The organism is Arthrobacter sp. 9V (assembly GCF_902506065.1).
In the GTDB taxonomy this organism is placed as follows: domain Bacteria; phylum Actinomycetota; class Actinomycetes; order Actinomycetales; family Micrococcaceae; genus Arthrobacter.
The window spans coordinates 3518816-3533989 of sequence record NZ_LR732912.1 but is presented as its reverse complement, the minus strand read 5'-3'; the positions used below and the strand labels follow the sequence as shown (position 1 = coordinate 3533989).

General features: G+C 62.3%; 13 protein-coding genes. 12 read left to right on the top strand and 1 reads right to left on the bottom strand.

Annotation, left to right across the window (positions count from 1 at the left end; genetic code table 11):
* The first annotated feature begins 21 nt into the window (after positions 1–21).
* The 10 genes from BACI9J_RS16190 to BACI9J_RS16145 all read left to right on the top strand — a co-directional run bounded on the left by BACI9J_RS16190 (position 22) and on the right by BACI9J_RS16145 (position 10403).
* On the top strand, positions 22–645 hold the full coding sequence (locus BACI9J_RS16190; protein WP_236558731.1) for an SIS domain-containing protein: 624 nt from the start codon (positions 22–24) through the stop codon (positions 643–645).
* A 150-nt stretch (positions 646–795) separates the two neighbouring features.
* Positions 796–1866: an alkene reductase gene (locus tag BACI9J_RS16185; RefSeq protein WP_159735273.1), complete on the top strand. Its 1071-nt coding sequence runs from the start codon at positions 796–798 to the stop codon at positions 1864–1866.
* A gap of 213 nt (positions 1867–2079) precedes the next feature.
* Positions 2080–2778 carry a GntR family transcriptional regulator gene (locus BACI9J_RS16180; protein ID WP_159735272.1) on the top strand — a complete coding sequence of 233 codons (699 nt, stop codon included), beginning with the start codon at positions 2080–2082 and terminating at the stop codon, positions 2776–2778.
* A gap of 272 nt (positions 2779–3050) precedes the next feature.
* Positions 3051–4052, top strand: coding sequence for a sugar phosphate isomerase/epimerase family protein (locus tag BACI9J_RS16175; protein WP_159735271.1), 1002 nt, complete (start codon positions 3051–3053; stop codon positions 4050–4052).
* A gap of 4 nt (positions 4053–4056) precedes the next feature.
* Positions 4057–5811, top strand: a complete 1755-nt coding sequence (gene dhaL / locus BACI9J_RS16170; RefSeq protein ID WP_159735270.1) for a dihydroxyacetone kinase subunit DhaL — start codon at positions 4057–4059, stop codon at positions 5809–5811.
* Complete coding sequence (locus BACI9J_RS16165) at positions 5808–6290, top strand: ribose-5-phosphate isomerase (RefSeq protein ID WP_159735269.1); 483 nt, start codon at positions 5808–5810, stop codon at positions 6288–6290. The genes dhaL and BACI9J_RS16165 overlap by 4 nt, the downstream gene beginning before the upstream one ends.
* Positions 6291–6292: 2 nt before the next feature.
* Positions 6293–7282, top strand: a complete 990-nt coding sequence (locus tag BACI9J_RS16160) for a 3-hydroxyacyl-CoA dehydrogenase family protein (RefSeq protein ID WP_159735268.1) — start codon at positions 6293–6295, stop codon at positions 7280–7282.
* A 20-nt stretch (positions 7283–7302) separates the two neighbouring features.
* Complete coding sequence (locus BACI9J_RS16155; RefSeq protein ID WP_017197721.1) at positions 7303–8067, top strand: SDR family NAD(P)-dependent oxidoreductase; 765 nt, start codon at positions 7303–7305, stop codon at positions 8065–8067.
* Between the two features lie 167 nt (positions 8068–8234).
* Complete coding sequence (locus BACI9J_RS16150) at positions 8235–9584, top strand: MFS transporter (RefSeq protein WP_159735267.1); 1350 nt, start codon at positions 8235–8237, stop codon at positions 9582–9584.
* A 3-nt stretch (positions 9585–9587) separates the two neighbouring features.
* Positions 9588–10403, top strand: a complete 816-nt coding sequence (locus BACI9J_RS16145; protein ID WP_268891975.1) for a triose-phosphate isomerase family protein — start codon at positions 9588–9590, stop codon at positions 10401–10403.
* Here BACI9J_RS16145 and BACI9J_RS16140 read toward each other — a convergent pair.
* On the bottom strand, positions 10387–13974 hold the full coding sequence (locus tag BACI9J_RS16140) for a TM0106 family RecB-like putative nuclease (protein WP_159736510.1): 3588 nt from the start codon (positions 13972–13974) through the stop codon (positions 10387–10389). The two genes, BACI9J_RS16145 and BACI9J_RS16140, sit on opposite strands and share 17 nt — an antisense overlap.
* 112 nt (positions 13975–14086) lie before the next feature.
* Here BACI9J_RS16140 and BACI9J_RS16135 point away from each other — a divergent pair, with 112 nt between their 5' ends.
* Entirely contained in the window at positions 14087–14539 is a 453-nt protein-coding gene (locus BACI9J_RS16135; protein WP_159735266.1) for a nucleoside deaminase, read from the top strand.
* A 134-nt stretch (positions 14540–14673) separates the two neighbouring features.
* The gene (locus tag BACI9J_RS16130) at positions 14674–15108 is read left to right on the top strand and encodes a CBS domain-containing protein (protein WP_159735265.1); all 435 of its coding nucleotides are present in this window, start codon (positions 14674–14676) and stop codon (positions 15106–15108) included.
* Positions 15109–15174 lie beyond the last annotated feature (66 nt).

Here is a 15174-nt window from a genome sequence, read left to right as displayed (position 1 = left end):
CGGAGAAGTGGAGGTAGGGGAGTGAGTATCGTGGTGAGGCGAACAGGTCAGGCGGTGCGCTCCACTGGATCGAAGCCGAACCGGCATGCGGTAGACGTGGTCTTAGGGCATCTGGGTGAGATTGGCCCCGCCGTGGCGGCTTTGCGCCGGGAGTCTTCGCGGCTTGCCGAATGGGGCGAAGAGTTGGCCCGTGTCCGGCTGCGTGGCGGGAGCGTCTTCGCGGCAGGAAGCGATGGATCTTCGCACGAAGCGCAGAGGTTCACATCAGAGTTGAATGCCCACGATCCCGTGGATGGGTCCGGGTTCAAGGCCATCTCCATCACCAAGGGCACTGCCGGTTCGAATGGCTCCGCCGGGAGCATGGGAACTCAGATACAGAACCAGGTTCGTCGCGGTGACATCGTGGTCCTGCTCGCTGCCAAGGGCATCACTGAGGAGCTCCGTGAAGCTGCCAGCGCCGCTAAATCAAAGGGTGCACGGGTATGGGCGCTGACGGGCAAGGAGTCCAAGGACCTCGCGCAGTCGGTCAACGAGGCGATATGCATTGATACGGATCCTCCGCACGCGGAAGAGGCTCACCTCGTGGCGGTACTGGCTCTGTGCGAGTGCTTCGAAGATGCGTTGAAGACCGTCCAGCCCGAGTAAGACCCGGCCCGTTCCTCAGATGGCTATCAGTGATCCGCCGCTTGAGCGCCTCGTCCGCTAGGTCCGTGTGATGTGCGCCTCTTTCGGAATAGTTGCAGACGCCATGCAGTTGCTCAAGATGAACCTGATTCATCCTGAAAGGAACTGCGCATGCTGTTTTCCCCCCTGGCCCTCGGCGAACTTGAACTTTCCAACCGACTGGTGATGGCACCGCTGACGCGTCTGCGGGCAGGTCAGGACGGCGTGCCGGGTTCATTGATCGCTGAGCATTACCGTCAGCGGGCTTCCCTCGGGCTGATCGTGAGCGAAGGGACATACCCGACGCCTGCAGGCCAGTCCTACCCGGGACAGCCCGGACTTGTCACGGAGGAGCAGATCGCTGGCTGGAAGAACGTCACCGACGCTGTTCATGCAGAGGGCGGCCGCATCTTTGCCCAGGTCATGCACGGCGGTCGCGTTTCGCACGCCGACATCACCGGCGGCCACGAGATTGTGGGCCCCAGCGCTGTCGCTATCGATGGCGAGGTCCGCACCCCTACAGGCAAGCAGGCTTACCCGGTACCGCGCGAACTCCGCACCGACGAGCTTCCGGGGGTCATCCAGGAGATCGTCACAGCTTCGAAGAATGCCATCGAGGCAGGATTCGACGGCGTTGAACTCCACTCCGCCAACGGTTACCTGCTGCACGAATTCCTTGCACCGAACTCGAACGTTCGCACGGACAGCTACGGCGGCGCTCCGGAGAACCGGGCCCGATTCGTGATCGAGACCGTCAACGCAGTGGTCGAGGCACTCGGCGCCAACCGAGTGGGCATCCGTATTTCCCCCGAGCACAACGTGCAGGGTATCGCGGAAACTGATGCTGCCGACGTCCGCGCAACGTACGAAGTGCTGGTGGACACCATCGCTCCGCTGAACCTGGCGTACCTGAGCATCCTTCACCACGCACCCAAGAGCTCCTTGGTGCAGGACCTTCGCGAGCGTTTCAATGGCACGTTCCTGGTGAACACCGGCTTCAGCGAAATCACTACCCGAGATGAAGCTTTTGCGATCATTGAAGACGGACTCGCGGACGCCGTTGTGGTGGGCCGCCCCGCCATCGCCAACCCGGACCTTGCCCGCCGTTGGCGCGAAAGCCTGCCGCTCAACGAGCCGGATGCTTCCACCTTCTACGCTGACGGCGCCGAGGGCTACACCGACTACCCGTTCTACGCCAACTAAGCCGCTCTAAAGGCGCAAAGTACCTCAGCAAGACCACGACGTCGGCACCCATGCCCGGGTGCCGACGTCGTGGTTTAACGTGTGGTCACCCAACTCGGGGACAGCAAGTGCTCCAATGAGCCGTCATTGGAGCATGTGCTGTCCCTTGGATGGGTGGCATTGTGACAGGGCGCTTGCCCGGCCTAGTGCCGGCGTTCCTATAGGATTTGTGGCATGGCTGCTCCTTCCCCGTCCGCTGCCCGCGCTGGCTTTCCTGTCAGCCGTCAAGTGCTGGCCGACCACGTTTACGAAGCCCTCCTTGAGTGGCTCATGGACGGCCGACTCGAGCCGGGTGCAGCGGTAAGCATCGACGGGATGGCGCGCGAACTCGACGTTTCGCCAACCCCGGTGCGCGAAGCGTTGGCCCGCTTGGAGCACACGGGAATGGTCCGGCGCGTGGCTCTGAAGGGGTACCGTGTGGCTCCGGTTTTCACTCGGGAAGACTTCGCTGAACTCATGGAAGCGCGCCTTTCCATAGAGCCGGTCAACGCCCGATTGGCCTGCTCACGGATGACCCCCGATGGTCTGGACGCTCTGAAGCAAGCCGTGGAAGACCTGAAAACTGCTCCGAGGGGCGGGTCGTTTGCTGAATACCGCAGCTACCTGGAAGCCGATGAGCGCTTCCATCAGCTCATTGCCGCGCAAGCCAACAACCAATTCCTGCTCGCGGCGTACAACACCCTGGGTGGCCAGATCCAGCGTTTCCGATTGTTCGGGGGAGTGGGCATCACCGACGCCGAGCAAGCCATCGCGGAGCACCAGGCCGTGCTGGACGCCATGACCAGCGGGGATCCCGAAAGGGCTGCGGCCATGATGGTGGATCACGTGGAAAAGGTACGCGGCCGGGCGATGGCGGACGCCCCGGAGGACTAGGACCCTCGCTTCCCCTTGAGTGTGCACCCGTTTCCGCCCTGGGCACCCGTTTGGTGTTGCTGTCGCGCCCTTTCGCGCCGAATGCGCTAGTGGTTACGGGGGCGCCCGGCGGGAAGGGGTGCGCCGGCGCGGCACCAGGCACAGGACCTTCAGTGACCCTCTTCACACACATATGTATGACATATAGGATCTAGGAAGTTTCCCAAAGGTTGACAGCATTGCCCGATTCGTAAATCCTATAGGAAACAGGATTCCACGAAGGAGTGATCATCATGGCGTATAACGCCGAGAATTGGCCCATCACCGCGGCCCTCCTGCAGTTCCCCGGCACCGATGCCGCAGGGCAGCACATCAACGACGCCGATGCTTCCGTTTGGGCTTCCGTCCTCCAGGAAGTGAAGGAGGCAGGTTTTGCGAACGCAGACCTCACCGACAGCTGGGTCCGCCCTGGTGATCTGAGCAAGGAGCGCCTCGCCGAGTTCAAGCAGACCGCTGATGAAGTGGGAATCGGCGTCCCGGTCATCTCCGCCATCCGCCGCAGCGTCATCCACGCCACGGATTGGGCCGAGAACCTTGCCTACAGTCACCGCACCATCGATGCCGCTGCCGAGCTTGGATGTGAAGTAGTGTCCTTCGGGCTGCACCAGGCAATCACGCCGGAACAGCAGAAGCAGCTGTGGTTCTGGACCGTTGAGGGCTACAAGGATCCCGCGGGGGATAAGGAAGCGTGGGGCAATGCCGTCTCGCGGATCCGTGAACTTGGAAAGCATGCCGCTGAGGCAGGCATCCTGATCTCGCTGGAAATGTACGAGGACACCTACCTTGGCACCGCTGACTCATCGGTTCAGCTTGTCCAGGACATCGGCCTGGACAATGTTGGCCTGAACCCGGACCTGGGTAACCTGATCCGCTTGCACCGCCCTATAGAGGACTGGCGCGAGATGGTGGCCAAGACGCTGCCTTACTCCAACTACTGGCACGTGAAGAACTACATCCGGGACGAAGACGTGGCCCGTGACAGCTACATCACCATGCCGGCACCCATGGAAAGCGGGCTCATCAACTACCGCGAGGCCTTCAAATTCGCCTTGTCGGTGGGCTTCCAGGGCATCCTCTGCACCGAGCACTACGGCGGCGACGGGCTCAGCGTCACCGCCAGCAACCAGGACTACCTCCGCAGGCATGTCCTGCCGAAGACCGAGGGCTATGAACTCGGGAAGAGCCAAGTAGCGCAGGGACGTCAAGTACCGGCAACCCAGCTCGCAGGAGTCTAGGAAGATGACGCAGATTTTCGATAACCCGGCAGACTTTGCCGATGACGCGTTGGACGGTTTTGTAGCCGCCAACCGCGGTTACGTTGCCCGTGTTGATGGGGGCGTGGTCCGCTCCACCGAAGTTCCGGCCGGTCAGGTGGCCTTGGTGGTTGGAGGCGGCTCGGGACACTACCCGGCCTTCGCGGGGCTGGTGGGTCCCGGATTGGCAACAGGTTCAGCCTGCGGCAACATGTTCGCCTCCCCGGCCGCCGGTCAGGTGTACCGGGTTGCAAAGGCGGCAAACGCCGGCGGAGGAGTCCTGCTTAGCTACGGCAACTATGCCGGCGACGTCCTCCACTTCGGCCAGGCACAACTCCGGCTCAACGCCGAGGGCATCGAAACCCGCACTGTCACGGTCACGGATGACATCGCCAGTGCGCCGATCGAACAGATCGAAAAGCGTCGGGGCATTGCCGGGGACCTGACGGTTTTCAAGATCGCCGGCGCGGCAGCCGAAGCGGGACTGAACCTTGACGACGTCGAGCGTTTGGCCAACAAGACCAACTACCGGACGCGTTCGCTGGGTGTGGCTTTTGACGGCTGCACGCTTCCTGGCGCCAAGGATCCGCTGTTTCACGTTCCGGCCGGGCAGATGTCCCTGGGCTTGGGTATTCATGGTGAGCCTGGAATTTCCGAGCACCCCATGCCCACCGCATCCGAGCTTGCGGAGCTCCTGGTCACCAAACTGCTCAACGACAAGCCGGAGGACGCCGGTGACCGTGTGGTGGCCATAGTCAACGGCCTCGGCACGGTGAAATACGACGAACTGTTCCTGCTGTTCGGCAGGATCGAGAAGCTCCTCACAGCTGCCGGGATCACCGTTGTTGAGCCTGAGTGCGGCGAGCTGGTGACCAGCTTGGACATGTCAGGACTTTCGCTGACTCTGCTTTGGTTGGACGAGGAACTCGAGCAGTACTGGGCCGCGCCCGCCGACACCCCCGCCTTCCGCAAGGGCAGCATGACGCCCCGCGCACCGCGTCCTGAGGCAGCAATCGACGACGCCGAAACGACCGACGTCGAACAGCCCACCGCGGCCGCCGCTGAACTCGGGCGGCAAGCCGTGGCCATCCTGGGCCAGGTGCGTGACGTCGTCGTGGAGCATGAAGACGAGCTCGGCAAGCTGGACTCGATCGCCGGCGATGGGGACCACGGCATCGGCATGCGCCGTGGCGTGGATGCAGCGGCCTCAGCAGGCCAGACTGCCGCGGGTTCTTCAGTTGCAAACATTCTGACGGCAGCCGGGGAAGCCTGGAGTGAGCGGGCTGGCGGGACGTCGGGAGCGCTATGGGGTTCTGCGGTCATCGCGGCCGGACTGTCGCTGGGCAACCGCGATAGCTATACCGCCGGGGACGCCGTTGAGGCTGTGAAGGCCTTTGTACTCGCCATCACCGAGCTCGGCAAAGCCGATCCCGGAGACAAAACCATGGTGGATGCGCTCCTGCCTTTCCGGGACACCTTCCTCACAGAGCTCGACGGCGGAACTCCCGTTGACAGGGCCCTGGCAGTTGCTGCCGCGGCAGCCCAGTCCGCTGCCGCGAAGACAGCTGAACTCCGGCCACTCAAAGGCCGGGCGCGTCCCCTCGCGGAAAAGAGCATCGGCCACCCTGATCCAGGCGCAGTGTCCTTTGGACTGATCGTCGCCAGGATTTCGCAGTTCATCGATTCACAACTGGCGCCCGCTTCTTCAGCGGCAGCGGCCGGAAACGGAGCCCGAGCATGAGTAACAACCAAGGCTGGCGTATTGTCGTCGGCAATGACGAAGCGGGCGTGGAGTACAAGCAGGCGCTGCTTGCCTTGCTGGAAGCGGACCCGCGCGTGGCGTCCGTGACGGACGTCGGGGTTGGCTTCAACGATTCCACCGCCTACCCGCACGTGGCCGTGGACGCTGCCCGCAAAGTCGCCGAAGGCGAAGCAGACCGGGCATTGTTGATCTGCGGAACCGGGCTAGGGGTGGCCATTGCGGCCAACAAGGTCCCCGGGATCCGGGCCGTCACAGCCCACGACAGCTACTCAGTGGAACGGTCCGTGCTGAGCAATAACGCCCAGGTTTTGACGCTCGGCCAGCGGGTGATCGGCCTGGAACTGGCCAAAAAGCTCGTAGGGGAGTGGCTCGGCCACCGTTTCGACCACACCTCATCTTCCGCCGCCAAGGTGGACGCCATCTGCTCTTATGAGCCCGACTACACGAAGGCAGTCTGATCATGACCAATCCTGAAGCAACTGAAGCGACCGCAGGCAACGCAGCCCGGAAGATCGCCGTCGTCGGCTCCGGCTACATGGGCGGCGGCATCGCCCAGGTCCTGGCGCTCGGCGGAGCGCGTGTGGCGCTGGCCGACGTATCCGCCGAGGTGGCGCAGAAGAACTACGACCGCCTGCTGGTGGAGTCGGACCAGTTCATCGCCGATGGACTTTTCCCTGCAGGTTCAACCGAAATCCTGAAGCAGAACCTGTGGGCTGCCAAGGACATTGAGGAAGCAGTAGCGGATGCGGACTTCATCGAGGAATGCGTTCCCGAGGTCTTGGAAATCAAGCATCAGTCCCTGGCCCGGATCAGCGCCGCAGCCCGCCCGGATGCTGTGATCGGTTCCAACACGTCCACCATTTCCATCGCCTCACTCGCCGAAGCCGTGACCAACCCGGAGCGTTTCCTGGGCGTCCACTTCTCCAATCCGTCGCCGTTCATTCCCGGCGTCGAGATCATCCCTCACGCTGAAACTTCTGCCGCGACTGTGGCAGCATCCAGGGAGTTGGTCCACGCGGCCGGCAAGCAGACCGCCGTGGTCAAGGACGTCACCGGCTTTGTGCTGAACCGCCTGCAGTACGCGCTGTTCCACGAGGCAGCGCAGTTGGTGGAGCAAGGAATCGCAACCGCGGACGACGTCGACACCCTGGTACGTACCACGTTCGGCTTCCGCCTGCCCTTCTTTGGGCCGTTCGCCATTGCCGACATGGCCGGTTTGGACGTCTACAACTTCTGCTACAAGTCCCTGCAGACGGGCTTCCCGGAACGTTTCGCGACGCCAAAGATCCTCTCGGACCTGGTCGAAGCAGGAAAGCTCGGCACCAAGACCGGCGCCGGCTTCCTCAACGTGCCTGCTGAGCGCACTCCGGAACTCATCGCCTACCGCAACAAGGCCTACGTCGCCATGCAGAAGCTCATTGAAGAGCTCGGCCCGGCCCCCATCAACTAACACTTTCCAGGAGAAGACACATGACTTTCCCCGCAGAACGTACAGCCATTGTGACCGGAGCCGTTTCCGAACGTGGCATCGGCCGGGCCACGGTTAATTACCTGGCCGCACAGGGCTGGAACATCGGCATCATTGATCTTGATGACGCCGCCTGCAAGATTGCCGCCAAGGAAATCGCCGCAGAATATGGCGTGCAGGCCCACGGAGTTGGCGCGAACGTGGCCAGCGAAGCAGAGGTCCGTGCTGCCATTGACGAACTCGAGGCCGAACTGCCGCAGATCGTGGCGCTGGCCAACGTTGCCGGCGTCAGCTCACCGGTCGGCTACCTGGAACTGGAACCCGCCGAGTGGGACAGGGTGTTGAACATCAACCTCAACGGCGTCCACTACGCCACGCGTCGGGTGGCCGAATCCATGGTCAAGAACAGGATCGGCCGCATTGTGAACATCTCTTCCGTCTCCGCCCAGCGCGGCGGTGGCACGTTCTCCAAGACCCCGTACTCCGTAGCCAAGGCGGGTGTCATCGGCTTGACCCGTGCCACTGCCCGCGAGCTGGGCGAGTACGACATCACCGTCAACGCCATCTCTCCCGGCCCAATAGACACCGACATCATGGGCGGAACACTGAGCCAGGAACGCAAGGATGAACTGACCAAGGACCTTGTGGTGAACCGTGTGGGCTCCACCCGGGACATTGCAGCCGCCATCGCCTTCCTCATCAGCGAGGACTCCGGGTACATTTCCGGGCAAACGCTGAATGTGGATGGCGGACTGTACATGCACTAGGCGCTTGTTCATGAAGACCTGGACAAGAGAACGCAAGATCTACCTCGCCGTGGGCGTCCTGGCCTGCGCAGTGGGCATCATGCTCATCTTCTTTCCGCGCTGATCGCGGTTGTGCGCGACTGATCGCGCTGCATTAGTCATTTCCTGTCACTCAAAGAGGAGTTTCAATGTCTGTTGCCACCAATTCCACCAAGGAGTTGCTGGAAACGCCGGTCTTGAAATCGGCGATCTCCAAAGCGTCGCGGCGGCTCATGCCAATGCTCGTCATCCTGTACGTGGTGGCCTTCCTGGACCGCACCAACGTTGGCTTCGCCGAAGCAGCGCTGGAAGTGGACAAGGGAATCACCGCCGGTGCTTACGCGCTGGGTGCCGGAATATTCTTCATAGGCTACGCGCTGTTTGAAATCCCCAGCAACCTGCTGCTGACCAAATTCGGCGCCAAGATGTGGTTGGCCCGCATCGCCATTACATGGGGCATCGTTTCGGCCTGCTTCGCGTTCGTCCAGGGTGAGACGTCCTTCATCATCCTGCGGTTCCTGCTGGGCGTGACCGAGGCCGGTCTGTTCCCCGGCGTCATCATGTTCCTGGCGGCCTGGTTCCCCAACAAGGTGCGCGTGAAGATGTTTGCCATCTTCTATCTGGCCCAGCCGTTCTCCCAGATGATGGGTGCACCGCTGTCCGGCTGGCTCATCAACATCGGAGATCAGGTTCCTGGTGTCGCCGGCTGGCAGGTCATGTTCTTCGTTGAAGGCATGCTGGCGGTCCTGGCTGGTATCGCCGCCTACTTCTTCCTCATCAACAGCCCTCAGGATGCCAAGTTCCTCACCAAGGAAGAAAAGCGGGCACTCTCTGACGTCATGGCGCTCGAAGACACCGTCAAGGAGGAAACCGGACCACGCGGTGTCCTGGCCTCCATGCGCAACGGCCGGGTTTGGTACTTCACGGTCATCTATTTCTGCCTGCAAGTAGCGGTCTACGGCGTCACCTTCTACCTTCCGCAGCAGGTGGCGCAACTGACCGGCCAAAAGGTGGGTATCGCCGTCGGACTTCTGGCCGCTATCCCGTGGTTCTTCGGCATCTTCGCCTGCTACTTCATCGGCAAGGCAGCCAACACGGTGGCTCGCCGCCGCCGTTGGGGCACCGCATTGTTCATCTCCACGGGCCTCTGCATCTTCGGTTCCGCCTGGGCGGGCGCCAACCAGATGCCAGCCGTCGGCATCATCTTCATCACGCTCGCGGTGTGCAGCTTCCTCTCCACCGGCCCCATTTGCTGGTCATACCCGACGGCGTTCCTCACCGGAACTGCGGCGGCCGCCGGCATCGGGCTGATCAACTCCCTCGGAAACCTTGGTGGGTTTGTTGCCCCGATCCTCCGCACCACCGTCAATCAGGTCACAGCTTCGGAAACCGGCACCATGGGCGTCTACGCGCTGGGTGTCCTGCCGTTTCTCGCGGCCCTGCTGATGTTCGGTACGAAGCGTTTCAGCAACAAAGCCGACGAACTGTTGGAGAAGTAGAACGTGACGCTGCCAGTTTCCCCTGCTGTTTCCGACGCCGCGCCGGGCACCGTTTTGGTGGGCGTCAGCACCAAGATGTACATGGGGTACGCGCACAGCCTGGAATGGTTGGAACAACTGGTAGCTGAAGTGGACGCCCGTCCGGCCCTCGCGGCCGGGCGGGTGGTCCCGTTTGTGATCCCGTCGTTTCCGGTGCTGCCGGAGGCGGCTCGCTTGATTGCGGGCACACCGCTGGTTCTGGGCGCCCAAAACTGTGGATGGTCCGACGGGCCCTGGACGGGGGAGGTTTCGCCCTCCATGCTCTCGGAGCTGGGGGTTGGCCTCGTGGAGATTGGCCACGCGGAGCGGCGCCGCTACTTCGCGGAAGATGAGGCGATGATTGCCCTTAAGGTCAGCGCAGCCGTCGACGCCGGGCTGACGCCACTGTTGTGCGTGGGGGAGTCAGAGATCATGGCCCCTGCAGCAGCCGCGGATATTGTGTACGGGCAGATCAAGGAAGCTGTGTCCGGCGACTGGTCGCTTGCAACCACTTTGGTGGTTGCCTACGAACCCGTGTGGGCGATTGGTGCTCCCGAGCCCGCCTCGGCAGACCACGTTTCAGAGGTGGTTGGTTCCTTGCGTTCGTCGCTGGCCCAGCACGGCTTGGCCGGGATGCCGGTCATTTACGGAGGCTCGGCCAAGCCTGGACTGTTGCCGCAACTGGACGGAGTGTCCGGGCTTTTCCTTGGGCGCTTCGCCCACGACGCCGCCAACTTCGGCAAGGTCCTGGACGAAGCCTTGAGTCTTTGTACAGCAGATGCCCTTAAGAAGCCGTTTTAGGGTCATTTTCTGTCCAAAAACTTCGCTGGCAGAGGGCCACGAACCCGCCAAGATTTTCCAGGCCCTCGGGGTGCGTCGGCAGGTAGTTGGTCAACTCCGGCGAACGCACGACGACGGCACGCCACTGACCGCGCGACACCGCCACATTGATCCGGTTCCGGGACAACAGGAACTCCATACCCCGGGGCACTTCTCCCGCGGCCGACGCGGCCATGGAAACAATGACCACTGGAGCCTCCTGGCCCTGGAACTTGTCCACCGTTCCCACCCGAACCTTGCCCAGTCCGGCGCCCCGAAGATGGTGCTTGATCAGCTGGACCTGGGCGTTGTACGCGGCCACTACCAGCACGTCCGTCTCCTCCAGGGGACGGGGCTCCGGTGAATCAGACGGGTTGAACCAGCTCAGGCCGAGGTGGGCACGAACCTGCCGGACCACTTCCTCCGCTTCTTCGGAGGAGGACGTGGAATTGGCGGTATGCGGGACGTACACGCAGGAGACACCGGGTGCGGCACCCTCCATATGGCGTTCCTTCGCAGCAGGTGCCGATTCAAGCCGGTTGTCGTAGGAAAGCTCTGACATCGCGCTGCAGAGTTCCGGATGCATGCGCCAGGACAGTGCGAGGAAATAGCCCAACTCGGGCGGCAAGGTGTTGTAGCCGTCAGACAACCAGCCAAGAGCTGATTCGTCCACTGGCTCAGGGTGTTTGCCTTGGGTGACTTGAGGCAGTTGCTGCGGATCGCCCAAAAGCAGAAGTCGTTTGGCGGCTCGGCTCACGGCCATGGTGTTGGCCAGGGAAAACTGCCCTGCTTCGTCGATGACCAGCAGATCCAAGGAGCCGGCCGGAACCGAACTACCCACCATGGTCCACGCCGTGCCGCCGATGAGGGCCCCGCCAGGCTTGGTCAGCAGTTCTTCAACATCGCCTTTGGCGCACTGGGTCCACGGCACGGGATCGTCATGCTTGACTTCCTTGGCTACCCTCATGGGATCCACTCCGGCCTTGTCCACCGCGGCGCAGAGCATGTTCTCCACCACGGCGTGAGACTGGGCCACTACTCCCACCTTCCACCCGGCTGCGACGAGCCGTGCCAGCACGTGGGCACCTACGTGGGTCTTACCGCTCCCTGGAGGGCCTTGCACTGCAAGGTAGGAATGGTCCAAGTCGGTGATGGCTGCGGTGATGGCATCGATGTAGCCCTCAGGGCCCGGTTCCACGGGAGGAAGGGTGGGAAGGCTGCGAAGCCGGGGCGGTTTCCTTCGCACCAAATCCAGCGCGGCGTCTTGCGGCCACCCCGGAAGGGAGTCCTTGAGCTTCGTGGCCAGGGCAGCCAGGGCAGCACGCTGGCCGTTGGTGGCAATGGGCGGATCCGGAGTCAAGGCCATGGGCAGTTGGGTGAAAGCGGTGGAATCCTTGCGAAGCCCCTCGGCGATGGTGACCGTTTCGAAGTCCTCATCCTCACCCACCGCTGTGACCATAGTGCCGTTCCAGCCTGCACGGCCCAGCACGGTGGACTCTTTCCCTTGCAGCGATTCGGGCAGGGGAGAGCTGTACATGCGGAAGTACTTCTTCCCCGGTTCCAGACCCGCACCGTCACCGGACCGGCCATGGAGTTTCACCGTCCGCACGGGGTTGCTCCGGGGTGTGGGCTTGGCCCAGTCCTGGACCAGTTCAGCATGGTCAACAATGAAGAGGTCGCGCTCGTCCGGCCACTGCGAGGTTGGTTTTTCAAGGCGGTCGAAGTGTCCCCACCAGTGTTGTTTGTCCTCGCGGCGGTGATATCCCACTCCGGCGGCAACAATGCCGATGGCACGTGAGTCCGCGGTGGTTTTTTCCTCCTCGGACAGCCCGGCGATGTAGTCGAACAGCGCTCTTTCTTCCGGCGCTGCCTCGTACTTTTCGGGTTCTGTGTCAGGCGCAGGCGCAGCGTCCGCTTCACCGCCTGGTTGGATGGAGCGCTCCGCGGCGCGGGCAAGCAGCCAGTTGCGGAGTTCCAGGGTGGAGAGACAGTCGTACTCGTTATAGTCGCGGATGCCCTCGAGGATTGCGGCTGCTTCCTCAGTGTTTCCGTTGTCCCTGGCCGTGCAGTAGTCGGCGTACGCAACCACGGACGCTCCGGCGTCGGTCACGTCACCCGAGCGCAGGTGTTGCCCCATGTACAGCGGCTCCAGTTTCTTGATGCTGTAGGAGTTCTCGGAGATCCGGATGCTGTGCCGCACGGTGTCGTAGAGGTCCACCAGGACGCCTTGGCGCAGGAGGTCGTCGACGGCGGATTCGCCCACCACATGCGTCAGGGACAGGTTCCGCAGGGCTGTCTTCTCGTAGGAGGCGTAGTGGTAAATGTGCATGCCGGGATATCTGGCGCGGCGTTCGGCCACGTAGTCAAGGAAGTCCACAAGCGCCTTGCCCTCTTCAACCCGTGAGTGAGCCCAAAATGGCTTGAACACCGGCTGGGCGCCGGGTTCCACAGGGTTCTCAATGACCCCGAACAGGTACTCCAGCCCCCACTTTTCCGTAACAGGGTCCTGCCAGAGGGGGTCACCTTCGAAATCGAAGAAGATGTCGCCCGGATCAGGAACAGGCAGCCTGCCCAAGGTGTTATCCGGCAGAACGTTGTACCTGATGGCTTTGGCTTCTCCGGACTTGTCCGCGTACTTGACCAAGCCATCCGGTGTGCCCGCGCCGGTCTGCAGCCGGGCTTGCTCACGGAGCCGCAGCAAGGTGGCATCACCTGATTCCGGGAGGGCAGCCAGCTCATCAATGGTGGTGACCCCGGCTTCGATCAGTTTCTTGCGGCGGCTGATCCGCATGCCGGCCACCATCAGGAGATCCCGATGCAGTTGGACCTGCTCAGTGCAGTAATCACACCGGCCACACGCGGAGTACCGGGAGTCGCCCCACTCCACGGATCCGGCCCCGGAAATATGTGACTGAGTCATGCCAAGGAAGCGTTCCCGGCGCTCCTTGAAGACCGGGAGGATCTGGGCGAGGGGGTGGTCGCTGTGAACGCGATTGCCCAGCACCAGGGTGACGATGGGGTCCGGCGTAATTCCTGCCTGAATGAGCTGGTCTCCGTAGGCCGCCAGTTGCAGGAGGGCGGTGACCTTGGCATGGCGTGCGAGTTTAGTATCGAAGACGGCGTACTGTCCGCCGGGACGTTTCACCAGGAAATCGGAGCGCCCATGGAACTGACCATCGAAAAACGCTGCCTGAAAGACGACGTCCGCGCCGGATCGCAGGGCGTCGATGGATTCCGCGTGCTTGGCCGAAAGAGTGGCGCGGTCCATCGCTGTGGCGGGTTCGACGTCGTAAACGCCTTTCCCGGAAGCCGCATCCCACCAGCCGAACTCAGCCACGAACTCATCAAGAACCCTGTGCTCGTGATCGTCTCCCAATTTGGCAGTGCGCTCCAACATGGCATCAGCGACGAAGGCAGGTTTGGGGGCGCGGCCCAGTTTTTCATCAAGTTTCCGCAGCAGTTGGTACTCGCAGGTTGCAGCGATAACGAGGTCGCTGGCCGAGAACACCAAGTCCTGCGGAGCGCCCGTGATCTCGGGCTCAAGAAAGAACACCGCGACCCACCCACCTTTCATGCCGTCAATTAACCCTTACAGCCAAGCTATCAGCGGGCACTGACAAAATAAGTTCCGGCAAAATAGGGTCCGGCCACTTTAGACTGCAGCCATGACTGAAACAGCCCCCGCCTTTGCCCCTGCCTTCGAAGCCGCCTACCAAGCAGCCCAAAAGAGCCTCAGCGAGGGCGGCATTCCCATTGGAGCCGCACTGGCGCGGGGCGGGGAAGTCATTGCAAGCGGGCACAACGAACGCGTCCAGCACGGCGACCCGATCGCGCACGGCGAGATGTCCGCCCTCAGGGCTGCCGGACGCCAGAAGACATACCGTGACACCACGCTCTACACCACCCTGGCCCCATGCGCGATGTGCACCGGAACCATCATCCAATTCAAAATCCCCCGTGTGGTGGTGGGCGAGGCCGAAACCTTCCCGGGCGAGTTCGACCTCCTGCGCTCACGTGGCGTGGAGGTGGTAGTTCTGAACGACCCCCGATGCGTGGATATGATGCGCACTTTCCAAGAGGAACGCCCGGAGTTGTGGGCTGAAGACATCGCCGAGTAGCAGCGAAAAGACGGCCCCTTGAAAGGGAACAAATTCGCCTAGCCACACTTACCCTCCGAGCGTAGTCTGGCATCATCGGCGTCGGTGCCGAGAGGCTCCGTGCGTCGATAATCCCAATCGATGAAGGAGGACCCATGAGTGCCGTACGCGAATTCATGACAACCAACGCCCAGTGCATCGAAGAGGACAAAACTCTTCAGGAAGCCGCCAGGCTGATGAGGGACATGGACTGCGGTTCACTTCCCATCTGCGGCCACGACGGCAAGCTCACCGGCTTCATCACTGACCGGGACATTGTTGTTAAATGCCTCGCGGAAGGCAAGGACGCCCGCGAAGTGCGTGCCAGCGAACTCGCCACCGGCAAGCCGTACTGGGTGGACGCGGATGCCAATGTAGATGAGGCCGTGACCATGATGGAAGAGCACCAGGTTCGCCGGCTGCCCGTCATCAGCGATCACAAGCTGGTTGGCATCATCAGCCAAGGCGATATTGCCCGCAACCACTACGCCGAACAGCGCCTGGGCGAAATGGTGGAGCACATTTCGGCCAAGGAGCACATGTCACACTGACCGGACCAACTGCCAATCCGGCCCGTAAACCCATCCAGCCGCCGCGAGGCATCCCTTCCGGGAACG